The 25,860-nt window shown below is 64.9% G+C and carries 22 protein-coding genes; 6 read left to right on the top strand and 16 right to left on the bottom strand.

Annotated elements, in window-relative coordinates; translation table 11 throughout:
- Positions 1–13: 13 nt before the first annotated feature.
- The 10 genes from ppk2 to Q5701_RS03635 form a co-directional block, all read right to left on the bottom strand.
- Positions 14–919 carry a polyphosphate kinase 2 gene (ppk2, locus tag Q5701_RS03680; RefSeq protein ID WP_306753814.1) on the bottom strand — a complete coding sequence of 302 codons (906 nt, stop codon included), beginning with the start codon at positions 917–919 and terminating at the stop codon, positions 14–16.
- Between the two features lie 61 nt (positions 920–980).
- The gene (locus tag Q5701_RS03675) at positions 981–1,445 is read right to left on the bottom strand and encodes a hypothetical protein (protein WP_306753813.1); all 465 of its coding nucleotides are present in this window, start codon (positions 1,443–1,445) and stop codon (positions 981–983) included.
- Position 1,446: 1 nt separating this feature from the next.
- Positions 1,447–1,830, bottom strand: coding sequence for a monovalent cation/H(+) antiporter subunit G (gene mnhG / locus Q5701_RS03670; RefSeq protein WP_306753812.1), 384 nt, complete (start codon positions 1,828–1,830; stop codon positions 1,447–1,449).
- Complete coding sequence (locus Q5701_RS03665) at positions 1,827–2,108, bottom strand: K+/H+ antiporter subunit F (protein WP_234853574.1); 282 nt, start codon at positions 2,106–2,108, stop codon at positions 1,827–1,829. The genes mnhG and Q5701_RS03665 overlap by 4 nt, the downstream gene beginning before the upstream one ends.
- Positions 2,105–2,590 carry a Na+/H+ antiporter subunit E gene (locus Q5701_RS03660; RefSeq protein ID WP_306753810.1) on the bottom strand — a complete coding sequence of 162 codons (486 nt, stop codon included), beginning with the start codon at positions 2,588–2,590 and terminating at the stop codon, positions 2,105–2,107. The genes Q5701_RS03665 and Q5701_RS03660 overlap by 4 nt, the downstream gene beginning before the upstream one ends.
- Entirely contained in the window at positions 2,587–4,239 is a 1,653-nt protein-coding gene (locus Q5701_RS03655) for a monovalent cation/H+ antiporter subunit D (RefSeq protein WP_306753809.1), read from the bottom strand. Before Q5701_RS03655 ends, Q5701_RS03660 begins: the two co-directional genes overlap by 4 nt.
- Positions 4,236–4,580 (bottom strand): Na+/H+ antiporter subunit C, encoded by a 345-nt coding sequence (locus Q5701_RS03650; protein WP_306753808.1) that lies wholly within the window; start codon positions 4,578–4,580, stop codon positions 4,236–4,238. The genes Q5701_RS03655 and Q5701_RS03650 overlap by 4 nt, the downstream gene beginning before the upstream one ends.
- Positions 4,580–7,465, bottom strand: a complete 2,886-nt coding sequence (locus Q5701_RS03645) for a monovalent cation/H+ antiporter subunit A (protein WP_306753806.1) — start codon at positions 7,463–7,465, stop codon at positions 4,580–4,582. The genes Q5701_RS03650 and Q5701_RS03645 overlap by 1 nt, the downstream gene beginning before the upstream one ends.
- 229 nt (positions 7,466–7,694) lie before the next feature.
- Positions 7,695–8,786, bottom strand: coding sequence for an FAD-binding oxidoreductase (locus tag Q5701_RS03640; RefSeq protein WP_306753805.1), 1,092 nt, complete (start codon positions 8,784–8,786; stop codon positions 7,695–7,697).
- A 7-nt stretch (positions 8,787–8,793) separates the two neighbouring features.
- Positions 8,794–10,026 (bottom strand): aromatic ring-hydroxylating oxygenase subunit alpha, encoded by a 1,233-nt coding sequence (locus tag Q5701_RS03635; protein ID WP_306753804.1) that lies wholly within the window; start codon positions 10,024–10,026, stop codon positions 8,794–8,796.
- Between the two features lie 473 nt (positions 10,027–10,499).
- On the opposite strand from Q5701_RS03635, the gene nrdH reads away from it, so the two are divergent.
- The 4 genes from nrdH (at position 10,500) to nrdF (ending at position 14,292) form a co-directional block, all read left to right on the top strand.
- Positions 10,500–10,721, top strand: a complete 222-nt coding sequence (nrdH, locus tag Q5701_RS03630) for a glutaredoxin-like protein NrdH (protein WP_306753802.1) — start codon at positions 10,500–10,502, stop codon at positions 10,719–10,721.
- A gap of 7 nt (positions 10,722–10,728) precedes the next feature.
- The gene (gene nrdI, locus Q5701_RS03625) at positions 10,729–11,142 is read left to right on the top strand and encodes a class Ib ribonucleoside-diphosphate reductase assembly flavoprotein NrdI (protein WP_306753800.1); all 414 of its coding nucleotides are present in this window, start codon (positions 10,729–10,731) and stop codon (positions 11,140–11,142) included.
- Complete coding sequence (nrdE, locus tag Q5701_RS03620; RefSeq protein ID WP_306753797.1) at positions 11,127–13,250, top strand: class 1b ribonucleoside-diphosphate reductase subunit alpha; 2,124 nt, start codon at positions 11,127–11,129, stop codon at positions 13,248–13,250. The genes nrdI and nrdE overlap by 16 nt, the downstream gene beginning before the upstream one ends.
- An 85-nt stretch (positions 13,251–13,335) precedes the next feature.
- Complete coding sequence (gene nrdF / locus Q5701_RS03615; RefSeq protein ID WP_373568612.1) at positions 13,336–14,292, top strand: class 1b ribonucleoside-diphosphate reductase subunit beta; 957 nt, start codon at positions 13,336–13,338, stop codon at positions 14,290–14,292.
- Here nrdF and Q5701_RS03610 read toward each other — a convergent pair.
- Entirely contained in the window at positions 14,289–15,899 is a 1,611-nt protein-coding gene (locus Q5701_RS03610; RefSeq protein WP_306753795.1) for an NAD(P)H-hydrate dehydratase, read from the bottom strand. The genes nrdF and Q5701_RS03610 overlap by 4 nt on opposite strands.
- A gap of 154 nt (positions 15,900–16,053) precedes the next feature.
- Here Q5701_RS03610 and Q5701_RS03605 point away from each other — a divergent pair, with 154 nt between their 5' ends.
- Together Q5701_RS03605 and glnA are read left to right on the top strand one after the other, a co-directional pair.
- The gene (locus Q5701_RS03605; RefSeq protein WP_126153840.1) at positions 16,054–16,392 is read left to right on the top strand and encodes a P-II family nitrogen regulator; all 339 of its coding nucleotides are present in this window, start codon (positions 16,054–16,056) and stop codon (positions 16,390–16,392) included.
- A 79-nt stretch (positions 16,393–16,471) separates the two neighbouring features.
- Positions 16,472–17,878: a type I glutamate--ammonia ligase gene (glnA, locus tag Q5701_RS03600; protein ID WP_306753793.1), complete on the top strand. Its 1,407-nt coding sequence runs from the start codon at positions 16,472–16,474 to the stop codon at positions 17,876–17,878.
- Between the two features lie 45 nt (positions 17,879–17,923).
- Here the strand turns inward: glnA and Q5701_RS03595 are convergent, their stop codons facing one another.
- The 5 genes from Q5701_RS03595 to Q5701_RS03575 form a co-directional block, all read right to left on the bottom strand.
- Positions 17,924–18,805 carry a LysR family transcriptional regulator gene (locus tag Q5701_RS03595; protein ID WP_306753791.1) on the bottom strand — a complete coding sequence of 294 codons (882 nt, stop codon included), beginning with the start codon at positions 18,803–18,805 and terminating at the stop codon, positions 17,924–17,926.
- 74 nt (positions 18,806–18,879) lie between these two features.
- Positions 18,880–19,131, bottom strand: a complete 252-nt coding sequence (locus Q5701_RS03590; protein ID WP_306753789.1) for a hypothetical protein — start codon at positions 19,129–19,131, stop codon at positions 18,880–18,882.
- A gap of 111 nt (positions 19,132–19,242) precedes the next feature.
- The gene (locus Q5701_RS03585; protein WP_306753788.1) at positions 19,243–20,121 is read right to left on the bottom strand and encodes a transglutaminase family protein; all 879 of its coding nucleotides are present in this window, start codon (positions 20,119–20,121) and stop codon (positions 19,243–19,245) included.
- Positions 20,121–22,508 (bottom strand): circularly permuted type 2 ATP-grasp protein, encoded by a 2,388-nt coding sequence (locus tag Q5701_RS03580; protein ID WP_306753787.1) that lies wholly within the window; start codon positions 22,506–22,508, stop codon positions 20,121–20,123. Before Q5701_RS03580 ends, Q5701_RS03585 begins: the two co-directional genes overlap by 1 nt.
- 6 nt (positions 22,509–22,514) lie before the next feature.
- The gene (locus Q5701_RS03575; RefSeq protein ID WP_306753786.1) at positions 22,515–25,847 is read right to left on the bottom strand and encodes a transglutaminase family protein; all 3,333 of its coding nucleotides are present in this window, start codon (positions 25,845–25,847) and stop codon (positions 22,515–22,517) included.
- Positions 25,848–25,860 lie beyond the last annotated feature (13 nt).

Below are 25,860 nucleotides of genomic sequence, written 5' to 3'. Positions count from 1 at the left end.
GGCCTCTGGCGCGTCAATATCGTTGCGGCACATACAGTTCGCGTGACAGCACGTCGCGTTCATAGTCCGGGTTGAACACTCGGTCGGGCAAGGTCACCTCTTCCGACGGGACATCGGTATAGGGGACCAGATCCAGCAGGTGGCTCATGCAGTTAAGGCGGGCGCGCTTCTTGTCGTTGGCGGGGACGATATACCAGGGCGCCTCGGGGATGTTGGTGTGTTCCAGCATATCCTCCTTGGCCTTGGTATAGGCTTCCCAGCGGACGCGAGATTCCAGATCCATGGGCGACAGCTTCCATTGCTTCAGCGGGTCGTGGATGCGCATCAGAAAGCGCATCTGCTGTTCCTCGTCGGTAATGGAAAACCAATATTTCACCAGCCGGATCCCCGACCGGACCAGCATCCGTTCGAATTCGGGAACGTCCTGGAAGAACTGGTCCACCTCGTCGTCGGTGGCAAAGCCCATCACGCGTTCGACGCCCGCGCGGTTGTACCAGCTGCGGTCGAACAGCACGATCTCGCCGCCTGCGGGCAGATGCGGGACGTAACGCTGGAAATACCACTGGGTCTTTTCGCGGTCGGACGGGGCGGGCAGGGCCACGGTGCGCACCACGCGGGGGTTCAACCGCTGGGTGATGCGCTTGATCGCGCCGCCCTTGCCCGCGCTGTCGCGGCCTTCGAAGATAACGACGACCTTTTCCTTGTGATGGGAAACCCAGTCCTGCAGCTTGATCAGCTCGGTCTGCAGGCGCAGCAATTCGCGGAAATACAGTTTCCGGTCCATCTGTTCGGGCCGCTTGTCACGATAGATGCGGCGGATTTCCTCGGACAGGACGGCGTCTTCCAACTCGATCTCGTAATCCTCGTCGAGGGTTTCCATAAGCTCGGCTTCCAGCCAGTCCTTTGGTGCGTCGGTCATGGTCTCAACTCCGGGCAATGCAGGGTTCGTCTAGGGCAGGAACGTGTCGGATTTGCGTCGGTCAGCGCGAAAACCGCGCGGCGCAGGCGGGCGTGACGGCCAGCACGAAATCGGCGCGCCCGCCATCGACCGTGCCGCACCACTGGCCTGTCACGGTGAACAGGCTGCGCGTGCCGGTGGCGGGGCGATAGGCGATGCGCCGGCCGTTCACGTCGAACAGGTTCAGGACGCCGCCGGGATTGGCCGCGTAATATCCCAGGACATTGCCGTCGGCGGTGATGATCAGGCGCCGTTCGTTATCGGGATTGCCGGGCCGGTTCTGCCAGGTGGTGCCGGCATTGGCGGTATTGCCCGACGAATTCCAGGCGGCATTGGGGGAATTGGCGGGGCTTGCCGGGTTGTTGGCCGGATGGCCCGGACCCAGGTCAAAGGGCAATCGGGTCTGGTCCAGCACGATCAGCGGCGCATCCGCCTGGGCCATGGCGGTGGCCAGGGACAAGGCGACGGCTGCAAACAGGGCGCGCATGTCAGCCCTGGGCCGTCTTGTCGCCCTGCTCGGGGCGGGTCCGCATTTCGGGGGGCAGGATGTCGGACCCCTCGGCCCGGTCGCGTTCCAGGGCCGCCCGGCCCAGCATCATCAGCGTGATCGGCGCCGTCACGACGATGCAGAAGCCGATCACGAATTCATGCACGATCGCCCGCCCGTCGATGAAACTGAACATCAGCGCGGATGCAATGATCAGGCTGCCCGTTCCCCAACTGGTCGCCAGCGTGGGAGCGTGGAGCCGGTCATAGAACGAATGCAGCCGCGCAAAGCCAAGCGCGCCGATCAGGGTCAAGGTCGCGCCAAGCACGACGAAAAAGGCGACCGGGATCGCCACGACAAGGGGGACGGCTTGCAGCGGGCTCATTCGATCACCTCGCCGCGGAACAGGAACTTGGCAAGCGCGACCGAGGACACGAAACCCATGATGGAAATGACCATGGCCGCCTCGAAGAAAAAGGCGGTGCCAAGCTGCATGCCCGTCACCAGGAACAGCAGCATGATGGAGACATACAGCGCATCAAGCGCCAGAACCCGGTCCTGCGCACGCGGGCCGCGCAACAGCCGCGTGCCGACAAGACAGCCCGCAAGAGCCAGGGCGATCTGGGCGTAAGCCAGGGCAAGAGACAGGATAATCTCGCTCATTCGAAGATCTCCATCAGCATGGGTTCATAGGTCTGGCCGACCATCTCGTGGTAATGATCGGCCTGGCTGCCATCGAAGATATGCAGGGTCAGGATGCCGGTGTCCGATCCGTATTCCAGCCAGGCCGTGCCGGGCGTCGCCGTCAGGATGATCGCCAGCAGCGCCAGGGCGTTTTCGTCCCTGACCGTCAGGGGGATCTGGATAAAGGCCGATTTGCGCGTGCCGCGTCCTTCGGTCAGCAGCAGCCGGGTGACCTGGATATTCGACCGGATCACGTCCACGATCAGGGTCACGAACAGCCGGGGAATCGTCCGCCAGCGCCGGATCCGGGGCGTGGCGGGATGCAGCGCGGCATAGGCCCAGCCCGCGATCAGAGCCAAACCCGTTCCCAGGATCAGATAGCCCAGCGAAAAGCGTGTCAGCATCAGCCACAGGCCGATCATGCAGAGCGACAGGACCGGATGGGGGAACAGCCGTTTCATGGCTGGTCCTCCCCGGCATCCGTTTCGTCCTCGGGCCGGTCGGCGGCGCGGGGCGTGGCAAAGACGCCATAGGCATAGGCCGCCGTATCGTGCAGCGCATGGGCGGTGCCGGTGGTATAGCGCAGCATCGCCTCGGCCCGGAAGCTGATCAGGGACAGGATCACCAAAAGCGCGATCACCGGGGCGATCTCCAGGGCAAGGACGCGCGGCAGCGGGATGTCATTGGCCCAAAAGGTCTGGATGCCGATCCGCGCCATGCCGATCAGCGTGGCGAAACCGGACAGGATCAGAAGCGCGACAAAGGCCCAGGCCAGGCCCGCCGGCAATGCGGACTGCGCGATCAGCGGCTGGATCATCGCGATCTTGCCGATAAAGCCCGGCAGCGGCGGCAAGCCCGCCAGCATCAGCACGCACAGCGCAAAGCAGATGCTGAGAACGGTCATCGTCGCCGGGATCGCCAGGCCCACGTCCGGCACCTCGTCCAGGTCGCTGTCGTCGACGCCGTATGCGTCGGCGGTCAAGGCCAGCATGGCGGCGATGCCGCCGTCCTCGCGGTTCATCGGCTCGATCAGCAAGAACAGCGCGCCGGTCGCCAGCACCGACCCGACCATGTAATACAGCGCGCCCGCCAGCATCGCCTGTCCGCCGCCCGCAAGCGCAAATCCGGTGATTCCCAGCACCGTCCCCGACGAGATCAGCACCGAATGCGCGGCCATTCGCCCCAGGCCCTGCGAGGCGAGGATGCCCAGCAGCCCGAACAGTACCGTGATCATCCCCAGGACGATCAGGATGCTTGCCCCGAAACCCGCCGATGCGCCGCCGGTTTCCCCAAACAGCAGCATCGCCAGCCGCAGGATCGCGTAAACGCCCACCTTGGTCATGATCGCGAACATCGCGCCGACCGGGGCAGCGGCGGCCATATAGGCGGTAGGCAGCCAGAAGTTCAGCGGCCAGCTGCCCGCCTTGACCAGAAAGGCCACCGCCAGGATCGCCACGCCCGCGTGCAGCAGGGGCCGATCCTCGCCCGGCATCGACGACACCAGGTTCGCCAGATGCGCCATGTTCAGTGTGCCGGTGACGCCATAGATCAGGCTGACCCCGATCAGGAACAGCAGGGATGCGGCCAGGTTGATCGCGATGTAATGCAGCCCCGCCCGAACCCGCAACTGCCCCGATCCGTGCAGCAGCAGGCCATAGGACGCGGCCAGCAGGATTTCGAAGAACACGAACAGGTTGAAGATGTCGCCGGTCAGAAAGGCGCCGTTCAGGCCGACCAGCAGGAACTGGAACAAGGAATAATAATGCGGACCCTGTCTGGCCCACCCCGCGCCGGAATAGACCAGCGACGGGATCGCCAGCAGCGCGGTCAGGACCAGCATCATTGCCGCCAGCCGGTCCAGCACCAAGACGATGCCATAGGGCGCGGACCAGTCGCCCAGCAGATAGAAGCTGATCCCCTCGGCATCGCTGATATCGCCGCCGGTCTTGGCGCGCACCACCAGCTCGACGGCGATCAGCAGTTGCGCCGCGACCGAAATCAGGCTCAGCCAGAATTTCGCCTGCCGCTGCCGGTCGTCGTAAAGCAGCATCAGCGCGCCCGCGACGAAGGGGATCAGGATGGGCGCGATGATAAGATGTTCGCCGATCACTGGCTGCGCTCCTTCCCGTCGACATGGTCGGTGCCGGTCAGCCCGCGCGACACGATCATCACCACCAGGAACAGCGCCGTGGTGGCAAAGCTGATGACGATGGCCGTCAGCACCAGGGCCTGGGGCAGGGGGTCGGCATACAGGGTGGGATCGACGAAGCCCCCCTTGGGCATGATGGGCGGCGCGCCCGGCGTCAGGCGGCCCATGGAAAAGATGAACAGGTTGACCGCATAGGACAGCAGGCACAGCCCGATGACCACCTGGAAACTGCGCGGCCGCAGCAGCAGCCAGATGCCGGATGCCGACAGGATGCCGATGGCCGCGGACAGGATGATCTCCATCAGGCGGCTTCCTTCTTGGCGGCGATCTCGTCCGCTTCGCGCCTGCGGCTGGCACGCAGCGACTGGTGGGCGATGGCGATCAGCATCAGCACGACCGCGCCGACCACGGTGGAAAAGACCCCGATGTCGAACAGCAGCGCGGTCGCCGCCGGGACGTCGCCCACCAGCGGCACATGGACATAGCGCGCATAGGCCGTCAGGAATGGATAGCCGAACAGCCAGGCGCCCATGCCGGTGGACACCGCCCCCAGCAGGCCAAAGCCCATCCAGCGGATCGGCAGAACGGTGATGCGCGCCTCGACCCAGCGGACGTTCGTGGCGATGTACTGGATCAGGAAGGCGATGGCCAATGTCACGCCTGCGGCAAAGCCCCCGCCCGGCAGGTCATGGCCCCGGAAGAAGAAATATCCGGCCACCATGATAAGGATCGGGAACATCCAGATCATCACGGTCGAGGGCACGAACAGGTAATCGTCCAGCGACGGGCTGTCGTCCACAGTCTGCTGATAGGGGGCCTCTACGCTTTCGGGGGCGGGGCGGAACCGGCGCAGCAGGCCATAGACGGTCAGCCCCACGATCGCCAGCACGGCGATTTCGCCAAAGGTGTCAAAGGCCCGGAAATCGACAAGGATCACGTTCACGACATTGGTGCCGCCGCCTTCGTAATAGGCGTTGCCCAGGAACCAGTCGCCCACATTGCTGACCACCGGGCGCGTCATCACGGCGAAGGCGATGGAGGCCATGCCCAAGCCGCCCGCGACGGCAATTACCAGGTCGCGACTGCGGCGGATCTTGGCGGGCAGCAGCTTGTCCTCGGCGATCTCGGACCGGCGCTTGGGCAGCCAGCGAAGGCCCAGAAGCAGCAGGACCGTCGTCACCACCTCGACCAGCAACTGCGTCAGGGCCAGGTCGGGCGACGAGAACCAGGCGAATGTCAGACAGGTCACGACCCCCGCGCCGCCCACCAGGACCAGGGCGGCAAAGCGGTGATACTTGGCCTGCCAGGCAGCCCCGATGGCGCAGGCGGCGCCGACGGTCCACAGCATCGCGAATGCCGGGTTCGGGGCAAGCAGCCGCAGTTCGGGCGCCCAGGTCAGCCCCGTCCACAGCGATGCCTCCGCGACCGCGATGGCGATCAGCACCAGCAGGCGCAGTTGCGGCTGCAACGCCTCGGTCGAAAGCAGGCCGTGGGCGAGGCGCGGCAGCCGCCAGGTCAGGCGGAACAGCAGCCAGTCATAGATGCGCTGCCCGCGCAGCCGGTGCAAAAGGAACGGGCCTTCGGGACCGGCAGGGATGGATTTCGCGCTGAACGCATAGATCAGCGCCCCGACCCCCGAGGCCACCAGGCTGAGCATCAGGGGCGCGTTCACCCCATGCCAGACTGCAATCTTGTAGTAAGGCATATCTAGACCCGCCACCGACCGCGCCGCCGCATTGACGGCGGGACCAAGCGTCAGTGCCGGGACGATACCCACCAACAGGCAGATCATCACCAGCAGCTCGATAGGGCGGCGCATCCAGGCGGGCGGCTCGTGCGGGGTTTTCGGCAGGTTGGTTGCTTGCGGGCCGAAGAACACGGTCGCGATGAAGCGCAGCGAGTAAGCAACCGACAGGGTGCTGCCAACAATGGCGAAATAGGGCAGGGCGTTGTCCAGCCAGGTGCCGTTGTGCCAGTCCACCGCCTCGGCCAGGAACATTTCCTTGGACAGGAAGCCATTGAGCAGCGGCACCCCGGCCATTGCCGCGGCGGCGACGATGGCCAGTGTTGCGGTAATCGGCATGGGCCGCAACAACCCGGACAGGCGGCGCATGTCGCGCGTGCCGGTTTCGTGGTCGATGATGCCCGCCGCCATGAACAAGGATGCCTTGAAGACCGCATGGTTGCAGATGTGGAATATCGCGGCCAGGATCGCCACCGGCCCGCCGATCCCGGCAAGCGCGGTGATCAGGCCCAGATGGCTGATCGTGGAATAGGCCAGCAGCCCCTTCAGGTCGTGGCGATACAGCGCCACCGCCGCCCCCAGGATCAGCGTGGCCATGCCGATGCTGGTGACGACATAGAACCAGGCCTCGGTCCCGCCCAGGACGGGGGAAAACCGCACCAGCAGGAACACGCCCGCCTTCACCATCGTCGCGGAATGCAGAAAGGCCGATACCGGCGTCGGCGCCGCCATGGCACCGGGCAGCCAGAAATGGAACGGGAACTGCGCCGACTTGGTAAAGGCGCCCAGCAGGAACAGGCCCAGGATCGCACCATACCAGGGATGCGCCCGGATGGCGTCGCCCGACCGCAGGATGATCCCCAGGTCATAGCTGCCGGCGACCTGGCCCAGCATCAGCATGGCCATCAACAGGCATAGCCCGCCAAGCGCGGTGATGATCAGCGCGGTCCGCGCCCCGTCCCGCGCGGCAGCCCCCTGGTGCCAGAAGCCGATCAGCAGGAAGGACATGAAGGATGTCAGTTCCCAGAAGACCACCATTCCCAGCACGTTGCCGGAAATCAGGATCCCCTGCATTGCCCCGGTAAAGGCCATCAGCAGCGCGAAAAAGCGCGGCAGGGCATCGCCCGGACCCATGTAATAGCGCGCATAGATCACCACCAGGATGCCGATGGACAGCACCAGCGTGGTAAACAGCCAGGCAAAGCCGTCCATGCGCAGGGCCAGGTTCATCCCCAGCGAGGGCACCCATTCCATGCTGGCGCGCAGGACGCCGCCCCCGCGGATGCCCGGCAGGAACCCCGCCAGGATCGCCAGCCCCGCCGCCAGCGACAGGCCCGACAGCCAGGTCGATGCGCCGCGCGCGGATTGCGGAAGGGTCCAAAGGATCAGCGAGGTCGCGAAGGGAAGGCAAGCCAGCAACAGGAACAGATTGTGTTCGGCCATTGTCGCCTTGCCCTCACCTCAGTAAATATGACGCCTTTCCCGGCACATGGCCGCGTAGCCCTGACCTTCCAGGCACGGAGGACAAGCTGCACGAGGCATTCGGGAACAAGAACCCGAATGCCTTTCGCCCCAAGCAAGATCAAGACCAGATTGCCCGCAGCGGGAGGATTTATCCAACTTTTCCGTTATCGGAACCAGAAGGCACGCGCGGGCCGCGACGCGGCTGCGCTCAGACCTCGACCTCGATCCGGCCCATGGGGTGGGAACAGCAGGCCAGGATGTAACCCTCGTTGATATCGTCGTCGCTGATGCCGCCGTTGTGGACCATGTGAACCTCGCCCGACAGTTTCCTGATCTTGCAGGTGCCGCACAGCCCGAAGGTGCAGCCTGACGGAATGTTCAGCCCCGACCGCTTGGCGACAGCCAGGACCGTGTCGGTTTCCGCGCAAGGGGCGGTGACGCCGCTGCTGACAAAGGTGATCTGGGCCTTTGCCCCTTCCTCGGGGGCGATGTCGTCGATGACCGGGGCATCGGCTTCGGTCCTGATGGGGGCGCCGAAGCTTTCCTGGTGGTAATGGTCCATGTCGAAGCCCAGCGAGACCAGCATCTCGCGCACTGCCAGCATGAAGGGTTCCGGGCCGCAGCAGAACACTTCGCGTTCCAGGTAATCGGGCGCCATCAGGCCCAGCATGATCTGGTTCAGCCGCCCGCGATACCCGGGCCAGGCGCCGAAGCTGTCCTGTTCCTCGACCGTGAAATGCAGGGCTAGGCCGGGGGTGCGGCTGGCGAACTGTTCCAGGCGGCTGCGGAAGATGATGTCGGACGGGCGCCGCGCGGCATGAACAAAGGCGATGTCGGGCGCCTGGCCCGAATCCCAGGCCCAGGTGGCCATGGACATCATCGGCGTGATGCCTGACCCGGCCGAGATGAACAGGTACTTCCGGGCCGGATGGTTGTGGAAGGTGAAGATGCCGCTTGGCCCGTATGCCTTGATCCGCACGCCGGGCCTGAGGTTGTTCAGCATCCACCGCGTCCCCACCGACACCGGCTGAGCCTTGACCGTGACCGAGATCGACAAGGGCCGCGAGGGAGAGGACGAGATGGTATAGGTCCGCTGGACATTGCCCGCCGGCCCGCGCGCGGGATCGACGGGCAGGTCCAGCGTGATGAACTGGCCGGGCTGGTAATCGAACCACGCCCCCGACGGCGCCCGGAAGGTGAAGCTGGCCGTGTCCGGCGTTTCCGGCACCACCATCGTGCATTCCAGCATTTCGTCGTCGGACCACGGCTCGGCGGCCCAGTTCAGGCGTGGCTTCTTCATGCCTGTCTTACTCCGCCGCGACGCTTGTGGGGGTCAGCCTGCGCGCCATCAGCCCGCAATACCAATCGATCAGGTGGATGACGCCCGCTTCCTGCGTCGGCGAATAGGGTCCGGGCTGATAGGCGGGCGACAGGATGCCGCGCTGGTTTTCCTCGACCACCTGGCGATCCTCGTCATTGGTGTTCAGCCAGACCTCGGTCAGGGCCTTGAGGTCATAGTCCTTGCCTTCCACCGCGTCCTTGTGGACCAGCCATTTGGACGTCACCTCGGTTTCCGTGGGGCTGAGCGGCAGGATGCGGAAGACGATGGCGTGATCGGGCAGGAAGTGGTTCCAGCTTGACGGGAAGTGATAGAACATCAGGCTGCCCGCGTCGTTCCAGGGGATCGACCCCATCCGCTGCGTGACCGCCGCCTTGCCCAACATGGTAAAGCTTTCCTGATTGTCCATCAGCGGCACGCGCGCCATGCGCCATTGCATGTCCGGCGCATTGGTGAACCGCGACGGCAGGTTGGCTGCGTCGCAGCGCGCCCAATGGTCCAGGATCTCGGGGCTGGCGGAATTCGGGCCTTCCATCACCGTCATCAGCGGATCGTCGGAATAGGTCCGGCACAGCGAGGGGTGCGAGCCGCCGCAGTGATAGCATTCGCGGTTGTTTTCCATCACCAGCTTCCAGTTGCCCTTTTCCACGATGGTCGAGGAGAAGGCGACCTTGCTGTCGGCGATGGCAGACGGCGCGACATAGCGCGTCAGGTTCGCGGCCAGGTCGTTGATCGCGGGCGGGATCTGGGCCAGGCAGATGAAGATCATGCCGCCCAGATCGACGCAATGGACCGGCTTCAGCCCGTATTTGCTGGCGTCGAAATCCTCGCCCATGTCGCGGGCGTACAGAAGCTTGCCATCCAGGTCATAGGTCCACTGGTGATAAGGGCAGACCAGTTTCGGGTTGGACCCGCTGGTCTTGGCGCACAGCCGCTGGCCGCGATGGCGGCAGACGTTGTGAAAGGCGCGCACACGCCCATCGGCGCCGCGGATCACGACCACCGGATAGGCGCCCACGTTCATGGTGACGTAGTTGCCGGTCTTGGGAATCTCGGAGGACGGCCCGGCGAAAAGCCATTCGCGATACCAGATCTGTTCCAGGTCGTCCTGGAAGGCCTGCTGGCCGCAATACAACTCGCGCGGCAGGGAAAAGCCAGGGATGCGTTCTGCGATCAGGCTGGCGGTCGAGGTCGTATTCATGTCTGGACCCATAGAGGTGCTGGCTGTTATGGGGTGCAAATTAGCGCAATTGCGACTTGGCCGTGGCCGGATTGCGACCTTGTGTCGCGTGATTGAGACATCGCCGGGCAGTCCTGCGGCAATCCTGGCTTCCGGAAAAATCCGGTGCGGCAATTTGGCGACATATCGCGAAAAGACGGAACCGAATCGCCTGTCAAGCGATAACCATATGTTGACGATTTGAGGATGTTCGTGTCTATATCCTGTGGTCGAGACGCGGTTTTGTGATTTCCATTGCGGCAGGGCGGGTTACCGTCCTTCTGGTCTGGAAAGTCCCTGATTGCGACCGACTGGCGGGCCCGGCAAGCTATCGGCAAGGGGCCAGAGCAGGCCAAGACAGAAATGACACCGGGCAAGGGTCCGGCGCTGTGGCCTGCGGGGTGCCCCCTGCGGCCATGACGCCTTCTTTTGTCCAAAACGAAGGAGCAGTGGGCATGACCATCACCGTTTATTCCAAACCCGCCTGCGTGCAGTGCACCGCGACGACCCGTGCCCTGGATGCGCGCGGCCTGTCCTATGACGTGATCGACCTGACCGAGGACACGGCAGCGATGGAGCGTGTGACCGCGCTTGGCTATCGCCAGGCCCCTGTGGTGATCGCGGGCGATGCCCATTGGGCGGGGTTCCGGCCCGACATGATCGGCCGCCTGGCCTAAGCCGGTCATGGTGGGGCTGGTCTTTTATTCCTCGGCATCGGGCAACACGGCGCGGTTTGTGGCGCGCCTGGATCTGCCGGCGCTGCGGATCCCGATCCGGCCCGCCGATCCGATGCCGGTCGTGGATGCGCCCTTTGTGCTGATCTGCCCAACCTATGCCGATGGGCAGGGGCGGGGCGCGGTGCCAAAGCAGGTGATCCACTTCCTGAACGACCCCCGCCGCCGGGCGCTGTTGCGCGGCGTGATCGGCGGGGGCAACCGCAACTTCGGCGCGACCTATGCCCTGGCCGCGCGCGTGATTGCCGAGAAATGCACTGTTCCCGTGTTGTGGCGATTCGAGCTGGCGGGGACGGACACCGACATTCAAAAGGTCCGCACGGGCCTTCATCAATTCCGGGGGTTGGAATGCTTGACGGCCTGAAGCCTGAACTCGATTACCACGCGCTGAACGCGATGCTGAACCTGTATGACGCCGATGGGCGCATCCGGTTCGACGCCGACCGCATGGCGGCGCGGCAGTATTTCCTGCAGCACGTGAACCAGAACACCGTCTTCTTCCATTCGCTGGACGAGAAACTGGATTACCTGGTCGAGGAAGGCTATTACGAGCCCGAGGTCCTGGACCAGTATTCCAAGAACTTCCAGCGCGCGATCTGGGACGCCGCCTTCAAGCGCAAGTTCCGCTTTCCGACCTTCCTGGGCGCGTTCAAGTATTACACCAGCTATACCCTGAAGACCCGCGACGGGCAGCGTTACCTGGAACGCTATGAAGACCGCGTGGTCATGGTCGCCCTGGCCTTGGCCCGCGGGGACGAGGCGCTGGCCATGCGCTTCATGGAGGAGATGCTGTCGGGCCGCTTCCAGCCGGCGACGCCGACCTTCCTCAACGCCGGCAAGAAGTCGCGGGGAGAGCTGATCTCGTGCTTCCTCTTGCGGATCGAGGACAACATGGAGTCCATCGGCCGGTCCATCAACTCGGCGCTGCAACTGTCCAAGCGCGGCGGCGGCGTGGCGTTGATGCTGACCAACCTGCGGGAAGCCGGGGCCCCCATCAAGGGGATCGAGAACCAGTCATCGGGCGTCATCCCCGTGATGAAGCTGCTGGAGGATTCGTTCAGCTATGCCAACCAGCTTGGCGCGCGGCAGGGGGCGGGGGCGGTTTATCTCAACGCCCACCACCCCGACATCATGCGCTTCCTGGACACCAAGCGCGAGAACGCGGACGAGAAGATCCGCATCAAGACGCTGTCCCTTGGCGTGGTGATCCCCGACATCACCTTCGAACTGGCCAAGAAGAACGCGGATATGTACCTGTTCTCGCCCCACGACGTGCAGAAGGTCTATGGGGTGCCATTTTCCGAGATTTCGGTCACGGAAAAATATGCCGAGATGGTGGACGACAAGCGCATCAAGAAGCGCAAGATCAACGCGCGCGAGTTCTTCCAGACCATCGCCGAGATCCAGTTCGAAAGCGGCTATCCCTATATCATGTTCGAGGACACGGTGAACCGCGCCAATCCCGTGCATGGCCGCATCACCATGTCGAACCTGTGCAGCGAGATACTGCAGGTGAACGAGGCCTCCGAGTTCAACGAGGATCTGTCCTATTCGCACCTGGGCACCGATATTTCCTGCAACCTGGGATCGCTGAACATCGCGGCGACCATGGACGGCCCCGATTTCGGCGCCACCATCGAGGCCGCGATCCGCGCCCTGACCGCTGTTTCAGAAATGTCGGCCATCGAGGCAGTGCCCTCGATCCGGCGCGGCAATGACGAGGCCCATGCCGTGGGCCTGGGCCAGATGAACCTGCACGGCTTTTTGGCGCGCGAGCGGATCCATTACGGGTCGCCCGAGGGGGTGGAGTTCACGTCGGTCTATTTCGCGGCCGTGGCCTTTCACGCGATTCGCGCATCGAACCTGCTGGCGCAGGAACATGGCCGGACCTTCAAGGATTTCGACAAGTCGAAATATGCCGACGGGACGTTCTTCGACAAATACACCGACCGCGACTGGCTGCCCACGCTGCCCGATGTCGCGCGCGTGTTCGAAGGCATGACCCTGCCCACGCGCGACGACTGGGCCGCGCTGAAGGCCGATGTGATGCAGCACGGGCTGTACAACCGCAACCTTCAGGCGGTGCCGCCGACCGGGTCGATCAGCTATATCAACAACTCGACCAGTTCGATCCACCCGATCGTGTCCAAGATCGAGATCCGCAAGGAAGGCAAGATTGGCCGCGTCTATTACCCCGCCGCCTTCATGTCGAACGACAACCTGGAATATTACCGCGACGCTTACGAGATCGGCCCGGACGCGATCATCGACACCTATGCCGCCGCGACCGAGCACGTGGACCAGGGTCTGAGCCTCACGCTGTTCTTCCCGGCCGAGGCGACGACGCGGGACATCAACCGCGCCCAGATCCATGCCTGGAAGAAGGGCATCAAGACCATCTACTACATCCGCCTGCGCCAGACCGCGCTGGAGGGGACCGAGGTCCAGGGCTGCGTGTCCTGCACTCTTTGAGCCAAGGCCGGGGGCCAGCCCCCGGACCCCCAGGATATTTAAGCCAAAGCAAAGAGAGGGGTTCTTCGCGATGAAGGATCAAGTGATGCAGACGGTCGCGCGCGCGATCAACTGGAACCGGTTGGACGACGAGAAGGATCTGGAGGTCTGGAACCGCCTTACGGTGAACTTCTGGCTGCCCGAAAAGGTGCCGCTGTCCAACGATGTGCAAAGCTGGGCCACCTTGCGCCCGGCCGAGCGCGAGTTGACGATCCGCGTCTTTACCGGGCTGACGCTGCTGGACACGGTGCAGAACACCATCGGCGCGCCGTCCATGATGCCCGACGCAATCACCCCGCATGAAGAAGCGGTGCTGTCGAACATCGCCTTCATGGAGGCGGTCCATGCGCGGTCCTATTCCTCGATCTTCTCGACCCTGTGCCTGACTAAGGAAGTGGACGAGGCCTTCCGCTGGGCCGAGGAAAACCCGCATCTGCAAGCCAAGGCGCGGCTGATCCTGGAAGAATACAAGCCAGGCAGCGATCCGCTGAAGCGCAAGATCGCATCGGTCTTCCTGGAAAGCTTCCTGTTCTATTCGGGCTTCTATCTGCCGATGTACTGGTCGAGCCGCGCCAAGCTGACCAACACCGCCGACCTGATCCGCCTGATCATCCGCGACGAGGCGGTGCATGGCTATTACATCGGCTACAAGTTCCAGCGGGCGCTTGAGCGCGAGACCGAGGCGCGTCGGGCCGAGTTGAAGGACTTCGCCTTTTCGCTGATGTTCGAGCTTTACGACATCGAGCAGCGCTATACGGCGGAACTCTATGACGGGATCGGCCTGACCGAGGACGTGAAGGCCTTCCTGCATTACAACGCCAACAAGGCCTTGCAGAACCTGGGCTTCGAGGCGCTGTTCCCGCCATCGGTCTGCGAGGTGAACCCCGCGATCCTGGCCGCGCTGTCGCCCGACAGCGAAAACCACGATTTCTTCAGCGGCTCCGGGTCGTCCTATGTGATCGGCAAGGCGGTCGCGACCGAGGACGAGGACTGGGATTTCTAGGCGCCCATGTCGCGCAGGACCTGCGGGATCATCTCGGGCAGGTCGTCGGCGATCAGGCCGGGCCCGAACAGGCGCGCGGCCTTGGCATGGACCAGCGTGGCCGTGCTCGCGGCGTCAAGGAGCGGCAATCCGCGCGACAGCAGGCCGGTGATGATCCCGGCCAGCACGTCACCCGCGCCTGCGGTGGCAAGCCAGGGGATGTCGAAGGCGGAATGAATGCGGGCGCGGCCATCAGGGGCGGCGATCACCGTGTCCGGGCCTTTCAGCAGGATCACGGCGCCGCAACGGGCGGCGGCATCTCGGGCGGCATCGATTTTGGAATAGGCGGGGCCGCGGGCCGGGGTTTCCGACAGCCGCCCTGCGAGGTCGGGAAACAGCCGCGCGAATTCCCCCATGTGGGGGGTCAGGACGCAGTGCCCGTGAAGCGCAGCGACAAGAACTGGTTCGCGCGATACGGCAGTCAGTGCATCGGCATCCAGGACGACAGGGCGGCGGGCCAGTAAGGCCTCGGCCAGCAGGCCAGCCGCGCGGTCGATGCCGCAGCCTGGCCCGATGCAAAGTGCGTTGATGCGCTTGTCGGCCAGCAGGTCGCGCAGGGCATCGGAGCCGTCAATGCCGCGCCGCATCAGGGCATCCGGCTGGCCTGCATGATCCGGCAGCGCGTCTTGCGGCGGGGCAATGGTGACAAGGCCCGCGCCGATGCGCAGGGCGGCCCGGGCCGACAGGCGGGCGGCACCGCCCTGGGCCGGGCCTCCGGCAAGGATCAGGGCGTGTCCGTGGCTGTATTTGTGCGGGCTTGCAGCAGAGTGTTTTGGCAGTTGCCCCCCTGGCAAAGATCCGGTCCGCCTTGTGTGTGGAATGCCGAACCTTGGCCAGATTGCCTCCAGCCGGGCGGGTGGCTGGCCTTGGCTGTCGAGACGGCGTGCTCTCCAGCTGGTCAAACCTATATCGGCGACAACCAGCTCGCCGCACAGAGCAGGACCAAGGCCGATCAGATGGCCGGGTTTCGGGCTGTCGAAGGCCACGGTCAGCCGGACACGGGGAACAAACGCGCCGCCGTTACCGGAATTGCGCAAGGGAACGCCGGCGTCCATGCACATCCCGCTGGGACAATCGACCGCCACCAGGCGGGGCCGATAATAGCCTGTATCGCCGCCCGATCCGCCAAGATGCCCAAGAACCTGGGCGACCTCTCCCTCAGGGGCGCGAGTCAGGCCGGTCCCGAAGATCGCATCGACATAGACATCGTTTTCCGCCCCGCTCCGCAACTCCTGCTCGGTCAGCGGCGCGATCCCACCAATCTCCAGCCACCGCCGCTTCATCTCGACCGCATCCGGTCCCGGCGTGTTCTCCATCCCCAGCACCCGCACCCGCCAGCCTGCCAGGTGCAGCAGCCGCGCCACGACATAGCCGTCGCCGCCATTGTTGCCCGGACCGCACAGCACCGTCGCGCGTCCCCCCGTGGGCCAGCGGAGCCGAATCTGGCCCGCGACGGCACGTCCTGCCCGCTCCATCAACTCCAGCCCCGTCACCTGCCCGCTGGACATTGCCGCAAACTCGATGGCGCGCATTTGGGCGGTGGTCAGGACTTCGGTGCCTGTCAGCATGACATTTGCCCTTTTATTCATCGTTACGCACAAAAAAAAGGCACAAACCCTTGGTCTGATCGTTTGCGCGGGCAATCCGTGCCGCATCCCGTTTACCCACGCCATGAAACCCGCCAATCAGGCGTCAGACAAGCCGCGAGGAAGGATCATTGCGATGAAGAAGATCGAGGCGATCATCAAGCCGTTCAAGCTGGATGATGTAAAGGAAGCGCTTCAGGAAGTGGGCGTGCAGGGTCTTTCCGTAACCGAGGTCAAGGGCTTTGGCCGCCAGAAGGGCCATACCGAGCTTTATCGCGGCGCCGAATATGTGGTCGATTTCCTGCCCAAGGTGAAGATCGAGATGGTGCTGCCCGACGACCAGGTCGATGCCGCCATTGACGCGATCGTCGGCGCGGCGCGCACCGAAAAGATCGGCGACGGCAAGATTTTCGTATCGCCTGTCGAGCAGGCAATCCGCATTCGCACGGGTGAAACCGGCGACGACGCTGTCTGAACACAAGAAGAACAATATCCCAACAGGATTATCGCGCCCGGCAGGACGACCGGGCCGCATCTACGCAGAAAGGGAAGAGATGACGGTCAAAGACGTTTTGAAGCTTCTGAAGGACGAGGAGGTCGCCTATGTCGACGTCCGCTTCACCGATCCCAAGGGCAAGCTTCAGCATGTGACGCTGGATGTCGATCTTATCGACGAAGACTTCTTCGAGGAAGGCTTCATGTTCGACGGGTCATCCATCGCCGGCTGGAAGTCCATCGACCAGTCCGACATGAAGCTGATCCCCGATCCGGCTTCGGTTTATCTGGATCCGTTCTATGCCGAAAAGACGCTGTGCGTGCATTGCAACGTCGCAGAACCCGACACGGGCGAGGCCTACAGCCGCGATCCGCGTGGCACCGCCGTCAAGGCCGAGGCCTATCTGAAATCGACCGGCATCGGCGACACGGCCTATTTCGGTCCCGAGGCCGAGTTCTTCATCTTTGACGACGTGCGTTACCAGGTTTCGCCGCAAAAGGTGTCCTACCAGATCGATTCCGTCGATGCGGCCTGGAACACCGATACCGAATACGAGATGGGCAATACCGGCCATCGCGCGGCCCACAAGGGCGGCTATTTCCCGGTCAACCCCATCGATGCCGCCCAGGACATCCGGGGCGAGATGCTGTCCACCATGAAGCGCATGGGCATGAAGGTGGACAAGCACCACCACGAGGTCGCCTCGGCGCAGCACGAACTGGGCCTGATCTTCGGCGGTCTGGTCGAACAGGCCGACAACATCCAGAAATACAAATACGTCATCCACAACGTGGCCCATGCCTATGGCAAGTCGGTGACGTTCATGCCCAAGCCCATGAAGGGCGACAACGGGTCGGGGATGCACGTCAATATGTCGATCTGGAAGGACGGCAAGCCGCTGTTTTCCGGCGATAAATACGCCGACCTGTCGCAGGAGGCGCTGTATTTCATCGGGGGCATCCTCAAGCACGCCAAGGCGCTGAACGCGCTGACCAACCCGGCCACCAACAGCTACAAGCGGCTGATCCCGGGCTTCGAGGCGCCGGTGCTGCGGGCCTATTCCGCGCGCAACCGGTCGGGCTGCGTCCGTATTCCGTGGACGGAATCGCCGAAAGCCAAGCGCGTCGAGGCCCGTTTCCCCGACCCGGCCGCCAACCCCTATCTGGCCTTCGCGGCCCTGCTGATGGCGGGCCTGGACGGGATCAAGAACCGGATCGACCCCGGCCCCGCGTCGGACAAGGACCTGTACGACCTGCCCCCCGAGGAACTGGCCGAAATCCCGACCGTCTGCGGCAGCCTGCGCGAGGCGCTGGAGGAGCTGGAGAAGGACATGGACTTCCTGCTGCAGGGCGATGTCTTCACCCGCGACCAGCTGGAATCCTATATCAAGCTGAAATGGGAAGAGGTTTATGCCTATGAGCATACGCCCCACCCGATCGAATACGCGATGTATTACAGCTGCTGACAGCGTGGGACAGTGACCGGAAAGGCGCCCTTCGGGGCGCCTTTTTCATGAAAGTTGCAGCTTGGATGCGAAATCCAGGAAGCTGCGCATAGCCCCCGTCAGCAGCTTGCCCGAGGGATAGACCAGGCTTACCGGCAGATCGGGCAGGGCGTATTCGGGCATCAGGATCACCAGCCTGCCTGCCTCGACATCGTCGCGGATGATGAATTCCGGCAAGAGCGCCAGTCCCCTGCCATTCACGGCCATGGAATGCAGCAATTCGGTGTTGTTGCTGGAAAAACTGGGCCGCACCGGCTGGCGGATCGTGCGGCTGCCCCGGCGCAGGGGCCAGGTCAGGTTGCCCGGCAGGTTCGTATAATGCAGGCAATCATGGCGCAGCAGGTCGGCGGGCCGTTCCGGGGGGCCGTTCCGGTCAAGGTAATCGGGCGCCGCCACAAGCATGATGCGGACCGTGTGCAGCTTGCGCGCGTACAGGGTTGAATCCTTGAGGTTGCCGATGCGGATCACGGCATCGAAGCCGTCGCCGATGATGTCGCTGGCGCCGTCGTCCAGCACGATCTGCAACTGGACGTCGCGATGGCGTTCCATGAAGTCCAGCAGATGCGGTTGCAGCACCTTCAGCGTATAAAAGATCGGGCTGCCGATCTTGAGCGTGCCTGACAGGTTGCCCGAGGCGGCCTTGACCGATTCGGTGGCGGCATCCAGCCGGGCCAGAACCTCGCGCAGGTCGCGGCTATAGGACAGGCCCATGGGGGTCGGCGTCACCTTGCGGGTGGTGCGCGTCAACAGGCGGACGCCCAGATGCGCCTCCAGATCCGCGACGTGCTTGCTGCACAGGCTGCGGGAAATGCCCATCCGCAATGCGGCGGTCGAAAAGCTGCCTTCGTCAACGACGCTGACAAAAGTGCGAAACACGCTGATGTCCATGTGTCACCATGCATCGCGCCGCGGAAAAGGAAAACCGCCCCAAGGGGGCGGCTTTCGACATCGTGACGCTGCGGTCAGCGGATATAGGTGGACCGTTCGCCGGGGGCGGTAAAGTCGCTGACGGTCAGTTCGGCATCGGCATCAAGCCCGGCCCGTTCCAGTTCCTTCGAGGACAGGACATCCGCGGCCTTGACCTGCACGGCACTGGTCGCGACGACGGGGGCGGTCGGCATATCGGAATCGGAATTGCCCGAGTTGTAGCTGGCCGCTTGTGCGGTGCCGGTTGCCAGGATCAGGGCGCCAAGAACGGTTGCAAAGGTTTTCATCGGTTCTCTCATTCGTTTGTCGTTTCTATGACATGGATATAAGCCGATGAAATATCTTGAATTAGGCCAGCAATGCTGGCTTCAGTGTTCGACGATGCTGCACAATCGGCCCTAATCCTCGGCCAGGATGTCGACGCTGTGGCTGCCCGACTGCGATCCGGCCAACCGCATCGACCCCGTGACCGGCGCCACGTCGCCGTAATCGCGGCCATAGCCGATGGTCACATGATCGGCGTCCACGAAGCGGGCATTGGTTGGATCGTATTCGCACCATCCCGCCTCGGCCCCGGTCCAGGCGCGGACCCAGGCGTGCATGGCATCCGCCCCCTCCAGCCGGGGCTTGCCCGGTGGCGGGATCGTGCGCAGGAAGCCCGAAACATAGGCCCCGGGAATCCCCAGGCCGCGCAGGCCCGATATCATGATCTGCGAGAAATCCTGGCAAACGCCCTTCTGTCCGGCAAAGGCCTGGGCGATGGGGGTATCCACCTCGGTGGCATCGGCGTCAAAGCGCATATGGGCGTGGATGGCGCGGCCCAGGGCTTCGACCGCCTCGCGCACGGTGGCGGCATCGGCGCAGGCGGCGCGGGCGAAATCGGTGATGGACGCCACCTGCGGAATGCGGGGCGAGGGGCGCAGGAAGTGGTGGGGCGAATGGGGACCAAGATCGGTGATCTCGTCCAGATCCAGGGAAAGGTTCGCGGGCGTGGCCGACAGGTCCAGTTCCGTCTCGTCCCGGTGGCGCAGCACGCGGCCCGTCATGTCGAACCTCAACTGCGTCAGGCCGGCGGGCAAGACCAGTTCGGTCACCTCGTTCCCGAAGAAATCGACAAAGCTGCTGCGTTCGGTAGGCTGCGGGGTGATGGTGATGGCGGTCTGCTGGACCTCTTGCCAGCCCGGCAGGTCGGCGGGGGTGATGCGCAGAAGCTGCCGCCCCGCCCCCGTCGGCCGGGCAAAGTCGTAACGGATGGACAGGCGCAGGCGATACAGCATCAGGGGAAATAGGCCTTGGTCAGCAGGTCCGACAGCCCCGCGATGCGGCCGCGCAAGGACCACAGCGCGGGGGTCGTCAGGCTGTCGGGATCGGCGGTTGCCAAGTCGGCGTGCAGGCGCAGCACTTCGCGGGCCAGCGGGGACAGCGCACCGTGGTCATTGGCGGCGGGCAGCGTGTCCACCTGTTCGCGCAGCCCGTCGATCTGGTGGCGCAGCGCGCGCGGGTTCAGCGGATCCAGCGCCAGAAGGTCGATGACCGTTGTGCGGGACGCGTCCAGGGCAAAGCGCCGCCGATGGGTCAGCACGCTGTCGCCAATCTCGATCGCCAGATCCAGGGCGCCTTCGGGGGCATCGGGATCGCACAACACCGCCAGGGCCGCCGCCGTGCCCATGGCGCGTTCGTGCAGCCGCCCGATGGTCAGGAACCGCCAGCCGACGAAGCGGTACATATTCTCATGCACCAAGCCCGAAATCCCCGCCAGCTTGCGCAGCAGCGCGGACAGCGCGCGGGCCGCGTCGTCGCCGGGCGCGACCCGGGGGGCCATCCGGCGGGCGCTGCGGTCGATGTCGTGCAGCGCCGACCAGGCATCGGGGGAAAAGCGGTCGCGCACGCTGCTGGCGCTGCCGATGGCAGCGGCCAGGCTGTCCAGCAGCCGTTGCGGGATCGGGGCCTTGGCGTCGATGCCCATCTGCCGGAACAGCGGATCGAAGCCCTCCAGCAGTTGCGCGCCCGCCGTGCCCGATTCCGCCAAACGCATATGATAGGCCCGCATCAGGCGCACGATGCCTTCGGCCCGTTCGGCATAGCGGCCCAGCCAGAACAGGTTGTCGGCCGCCCGCGCAGGCAGGCCGCCGGGGATCATGCGCTTGTCTGCGGAACTGGCGTGGCGGGCCAGGGTGATCACGGGCACCGGGAAGCGGCCCACCACCCAGACATCCGCCGCGGCCCCCCCTTCCTGCATGGCGATGGCCGATGCGTCCGGTCCCGCCCCGATCCGCGCGAATCCGCCCGGCATCACCGCCCAGCCATCGGCGGTCCGGGCCAGATAGACCCGCAGCGTCATCGGGCGCGGCACCAGCCGGCCGGCCACAAGGGCGGGTGTGGTGGACAGGGTCACGGCCTCTTGCGCGACCAGGTCGGCGCCGTCTTGCGCCAATCGGCGGTCAAGGGCCTGGGGCGACAGGGTGATGGCGCGGATCAGGTCATCCGCCGGGTCAAAGGGCGGACGCGTGGTCAGGGCATCGGCCAGCACCATCCGGCGGGGGCTGGCCCGCACCGCCGCCCGCGCCGACGGGGTGCCGCACCACCAGGTTGCGATATTGGGCATGGCCAGCGGCGCGCGGACCAGTTCGGGCGCAAGCTGCGGCAGGAATGCCATCAAGGCGCGCGTTTCCAGAATGCCGGATCCCAGCGCATTGACCATCGTCACCGTGCCCGCCCGCAACGCGGCGGCCATGCCGGGGGTGCCGATCCTGGACGCCGCGTCCAGTTCCAGCGGATCGGCATATTGCCCGTCCAGCCGGCGCCACAATACATCGACCTGGCGCATCCCCTGGACGGTGCGCACCATCAGCCGGTCATCCGCCACGCAGAGGTCGTCCCCTTCCAGCAACGTGAACCCCAGATAGCGGGCGATATAGGCGTGTTCGAAATAGGTTTCGTTCATGGGGCCGGGGGTCAGGATCGCGACGCGGCCGTCGTGGTCGCGGGCCTGTTGTTGCAACGCGTCGCGGAAATCGCGAAAGAACCCGGCCAGGCGATGCACGTTGCCGTCGGGATAATGCTCGGAATAGGCGCGGGCGATGGCCACGCGGTTTTCCAGGGCATAGCCCGCGCCAGATGGCGCCTGCGTCCGGTCGGCCAGCACCCACCATTGCCCGTCCGGTCCGCGCCCCAGCTCGAACGCTAGGAAATGCAGGAAATGCCCGCCGCGCGGCTTGACGCCCACCATCGGACGCAGCCATTCCGGGTTGCCCGCGACAAGGGCGGCGGGCAACTGCCCCGAGGCGACAAGGGCGTTGGGGCCGTAAAGATCGGCCATCACGGCTTCCAGCAGGTCGGCGCGCTGCTTCAGGGCATGGCCGATGCGGGTCCAGTCATCCTCGGCCAGCAGCACGGGGATATGGCTCAGCGGCCAGGGCCGCTCGGTCGATTCGCCTGCACCGTATTGCCGGTAGAAGACGCCGCTATCCAGCAGGTAACGGTCCGCGCGGGACAGGTCGCGCGTCAGATCCTCGTCGGACAAGGCGTCCAGATGGGCGACCAACTTCCGCCACAGGGGGCGGACGGTGCCGTCGGGCCCGACCATCTCGTCGGGAACGCCGGGCAGCGGGCGATAGGACGCGCTGCGCGGCTGACCCACGGCGACGGCACCCCCGCCGGTCATGGCGCGTCACACCCCCAGGGCACGGCGCAGATCCAGCGTCAGCGGAAATTCGCGGTGGATGCGTTCGGGACGCGGGGACAGGCCATGACCGGGCGTATGGCCCCTGGGGCTGAAGCGGGCCAGCCTACGCGCCTCGGCCTCGTTGCCGTTGACGGGGAAGGTGTCGTAGTTGCGCCCGCCTGGATGGGCCACGTGATAGACGCAGCCGCCGATCGCGCGGTTCGACCAGGTGTCGAAGATGTCAAAGGTCAGCGGCGCATCGACCGGCACCACCGGGTGCATCGCGGATGCGGGCTGCCACGCCTTGAAACGCACGCCCGCCACGGCTTCGCCCGCGCCGATGCCGGTCAGCGGCACCACGCGGCCATTGCACAGCACCTGATAGCGGCTGGGTTCGGCCGATCCAAGCTTGACCTGCAGGCGTTCGGTGGAACTGTCGGTATAGCGCACGGTCCCGCCGATGGCCCCCGTTTCGCCCAGGACGTGCCAGGGTTCCAGGGCCTGGCGCAGTTCCAGGTGGACGCCCTCGACCTCGACCTCGCCGCAGAAGGGAAAGCGGAACTCGGCCTGGGCCTTGAACCACTCCTCCTGCATGGGAAAGCCGTGGTCCGTCAGGTCGCGCAGCACGTCGCGGAAATCGGCCCAGACGAAATGCGGCAGCATGAAGCGGTCGTGCAGCGCCGTGCCCCAGCGGGTCAGGTCGCCCGTTGCCGGTTCCCGCCAGAACCGCGCGATCAGCGCCCGCAGCAGCAGTTGCTGGGCCAGGCTCATGCGCGGGTCGGGCGGCATCTCGAAGCCCCGGAATTCCACCAGGCCCAGGCGGCCCGTGGGACCGTCGGGGGAATACAGCTTGTCGATGCAGATTTCCGCCCGGTGGGTGTTGCCGGTGACATCGGTCAGGATGTTGCGCAGCAGCCGGTCGGTCAGCCAGGGCAGGGGCGGGGTGCCCCGGTCCGGCGCGGGGATCTGGGCCAGCGCGATTTCCAGTTCGTAAAGCGCATCGTGGCGCGCCTCGTCGATGCGGGGGGCCTGGCTGGTCGGGCCGATGAACAGGCCCGAAAACAGATAGGAGAGCGATGGATGCCGGTTCCAGTGCAGGATCAGGCTGGCCAGCAGATCCGGCCGGCGCAGGAAGGGGCTGTCGTTGGTGGTCGCCCCGCCCACGACGACATGGTTGCCCCCGCCGGTGCCCGTATGCTTGCCGTCGATCATGAACTTTTCCGCGCCCAGGCGGGACTGGCGCGCGTCCTCGTAAACGCCCTGGGTGATCGACACGCAGTCGTCCCAGGTCGCGGCGGGATGGATGTTCACCTCGATCACGCCGGGGTCCGGGGCCACGCGGATCACGTTCAGGCGCGGGTCGTGCGGGGGCGCATAGCCCTCGACATGGACCTTCAGGTTCAGGCGCAGGGCCGCGGCCTCGACGGCGTGCAGCAGGTCCAGGTATTCCTCCAGCGTGGCGACCGGCGGCATGAACACGCACAGCCGCCCGTTCTTGGGTTCCACGGACAGCGCGGTGCGGACCGTTCCCTGCAGTTCCCCATCCCCGGTGCCGGGCACCTGAGGGACGATATCCTGGCCCGGCGTGCCGGCCACGAAGCTCGCCCTCGGCTGAGTCCTGCGGTCGGGCGCGATCTCGCCCGGCCGGGGCAGGGGCGCGCGGTCCACCGTGGGGTCGGTCGGGTTGATATAGGGATAATCCGATTCCGGCAGATGCGGGAGCGAGGCCAGCGGCAGGCGGTATCCGACCGGACTGTCGCCGGGCACAAGAAAGACATGGCCTCGCCGCAGATGCCAGCGTTCCGAATACCACCGCAGCCCGGCCTTGCCCTGCCAGGCCTGGATGGGCAGCACGAAACCCGTGGGTGTGGTCAGGCCGCGGTCAAAGACGGCGGCCAGGCGATGGCGCGCCTCGGGGTCGGCCAGTTCGCTGTTCTCGGGGGTGACATTGGCGGGCAGGTTGGCTTCCTTGACCAGCCATTCCGCCGGATCCTCGAAGGCGGGCAGGATGGTGTCGTCGCCCACGCCCAGTTCGGCGGCCATTTCCCGCAGCAGTTCCTGGGCCTGCAAGGGCGTCACCGCGCTGTTGTCGGTTTCCTGCGCGATCACGTCGGGGTTCTGCCAGACCGGCTGCCCGTCGCGCCGCCAGTACAGCGAAAAGGTCCAGCGGGGCAGCGTTTCGCCGGGATACCACTTGCCCTGGCCATAATGCAGGAATCCGTTGGGCGCAAAGCGATCGCGCAGCTTGCGGATCAGCACGTCGGCACGGTGACGCTTGGTCGGTCCGACCGCGTCGGTGTTCCATTCGGACGCCTCGAAATCGTCGATGGACACAAAGGTCGGCTCGCCCCCCATGGTCAGGCGCACGTCGCCGTCGCGCAGCGCGGCATCGACCTGATGGCCCAGGCGGTTGAGATCCGTCCAGGCATCGTCGCTGAAGGGCTTGGTGATGCGCGGATGTTCGGCCACGCGGCGGATCTGCATATCGAAGTTGAAATCGACCTCGGCAAAGCTGGCGGCACCTGAAATCGGCGCGCAGGACCGGTAATGCGGCGCCGCCGCCAGCGGGATATGGCTTTCGCCCGCCAGCAGGCCCGATGTCGGGTCAAGCCCGATCCAGCCCGCGCCGGGCAGGTAGACCTCGGCCCAGGCGTGCAGGTCGGTGAAATCGACCTCGGTCCCCGAAGGACCGTCCAACGCCTTCAGATCCGGCTTCAACTGGATCAGATAACCCGACACGAAGCGCGCGGCAAAGCCCAGGTGCCGCAGCGCATTGACCAGCAGCCAGGTGGAATCGCGGCAGGATGCGCTGCGCAGGGTGAGCGTTTCCTCGGGCGTCTGCACGCCGGGTTCCATGCGGATCGTATAGGCCGTGTCAGCCGCGATGCGCGCGTTCAGGTTCACCACGAAATCGACGGTGCGGGTCTTGTCGCGCGGGATGCCGTCCAGCAGGGCTTGCATCATCGGCCCGGCGGGTTCGACCTGCCGATAGGGGATCAGCTCCTCGGCTAAGTCGGGGGCATAGGCGAAGGGCCAGGTTTCGGCGCTGTCCTCGACGAAGAAGTCGAAGGGGTTATAGACGGTCATGTCGGCGACAAGATCGACTTCGATCTTCAATTCGCTTACGGGTTCGGGAAAGACAAAGCGGGCCAGCCAGTTGCCAAAGGGATCCTGCTGGTGGTTCACGAAATGCCCTTCGGGCGTCACCTTCAGCGAATGAGAGATCACCCGGGTGCGCGAATGGGGCGCGGGGCGCAGGCGGATCACCTGGGGGCCAAGGACGACCGGGCGGTCGTACTTGTAATGCGTCAGGTGATAGATGCTGGCCTTGATCGACATGATGGCTGTTCCC

The sequence above is a fragment of the Paracoccus actinidiae genome (genome assembly GCF_030863885.1).
Taxonomy (GTDB): domain Bacteria; phylum Pseudomonadota; class Alphaproteobacteria; order Rhodobacterales; family Rhodobacteraceae; genus Paracoccus; species Paracoccus everestensis.
The sequence above is the reverse complement of the archived record's forward strand: the minus strand, read 5'-3'. Positions and strand labels throughout refer to the sequence as shown.

Excerpts from the sequence above, each read along its gene's own strand:
- Q5701_RS03675 (WP_306753813.1), bottom strand. The coding sequence starts at position 1,445 with ATGCGCGCCCTGTTTGCAGCCGTCGCCTTGTCCCTGGCCACCGCCATG.
- Q5701_RS03595 (WP_306753791.1), bottom strand. The coding sequence starts at position 18,805 with ATGGACATCAGCGTGTTTCGCACTTTTGTCAGCGTCGTTGACGAAGGC.
- Q5701_RS03610 (WP_306753795.1), bottom strand. The coding sequence starts at position 15,899 with ATGCTGACAGGCACCGAAGTCCTGACCACCGCCCAAATGCGCGCCATC.
- Q5701_RS03575 (WP_306753786.1), bottom strand. The coding sequence starts at position 25,847 with ATGTCGATCAAGGCCAGCATCTATCACCTGACGCATTACAAGTACGAC.
- glnA (WP_306753793.1), top strand. The coding sequence starts at position 16,472 with ATGACGGTCAAAGACGTTTTGAAGCTTCTGAAGGACGAGGAGGTCGCC.
- mnhG (WP_306753812.1), bottom strand. The coding sequence starts at position 1,830 with ATGAGCCCGCTGCAAGCCGTCCCCCTTGTCGTGGCGATCCCGGTCGCC.
- Q5701_RS03605 (WP_126153840.1), top strand. The coding sequence starts at position 16,054 with ATGAAGAAGATCGAGGCGATCATCAAGCCGTTCAAGCTGGATGATGTA.
- Q5701_RS03580 (WP_306753787.1), bottom strand. The coding sequence starts at position 22,508 with ATGACCGGCGGGGGTGCCGTCGCCGTGGGTCAGCCGCGCAGCGCGTCC.
- Q5701_RS03660 (WP_306753810.1), bottom strand. The coding sequence starts at position 2,590 with ATGAAACGGCTGTTCCCCCATCCGGTCCTGTCGCTCTGCATGATCGGC.
- ppk2 (WP_306753814.1), bottom strand. The coding sequence starts at position 919 with ATGACCGACGCACCAAAGGACTGGCTGGAAGCCGAGCTTATGGAAACC.
- Q5701_RS03645 (WP_306753806.1), bottom strand. The coding sequence starts at position 7,465 with ATGGCCGAACACAATCTGTTCCTGTTGCTGGCTTGCCTTCCCTTCGCG.
- Q5701_RS03585 (WP_306753788.1), bottom strand. The coding sequence starts at position 20,121 with ATGCTGTATCGCCTGCGCCTGTCCATCCGTTACGACTTTGCCCGGCCG.
- nrdE (WP_306753797.1), top strand. The coding sequence starts at position 11,127 with ATGCTTGACGGCCTGAAGCCTGAACTCGATTACCACGCGCTGAACGCG.
- Q5701_RS03640 (WP_306753805.1), bottom strand. The coding sequence starts at position 8,786 with ATGAAGAAGCCACGCCTGAACTGGGCCGCCGAGCCGTGGTCCGACGAC.
- nrdH (WP_306753802.1), top strand. The coding sequence starts at position 10,500 with ATGACCATCACCGTTTATTCCAAACCCGCCTGCGTGCAGTGCACCGCG.
- nrdF (WP_373568612.1), top strand. The coding sequence starts at position 13,336 with ATGCAGACGGTCGCGCGCGCGATCAACTGGAACCGGTTGGACGACGAG.
- nrdI (WP_306753800.1), top strand. The coding sequence starts at position 10,729 with ATGGTGGGGCTGGTCTTTTATTCCTCGGCATCGGGCAACACGGCGCGG.
- Q5701_RS03650 (WP_306753808.1), bottom strand. The coding sequence starts at position 4,580 with ATGGAGATCATCCTGTCCGCGGCCATCGGCATCCTGTCGGCATCCGGC.
- Q5701_RS03590 (WP_306753789.1), bottom strand. The coding sequence starts at position 19,131 with ATGAAAACCTTTGCAACCGTTCTTGGCGCCCTGATCCTGGCAACCGGC.
- Q5701_RS03665 (WP_234853574.1), bottom strand. The coding sequence starts at position 2,108 with ATGAGCGAGATTATCCTGTCTCTTGCCCTGGCTTACGCCCAGATCGCC.
- Q5701_RS03635 (WP_306753804.1), bottom strand. The coding sequence starts at position 10,026 with ATGAATACGACCTCGACCGCCAGCCTGATCGCAGAACGCATCCCTGGC.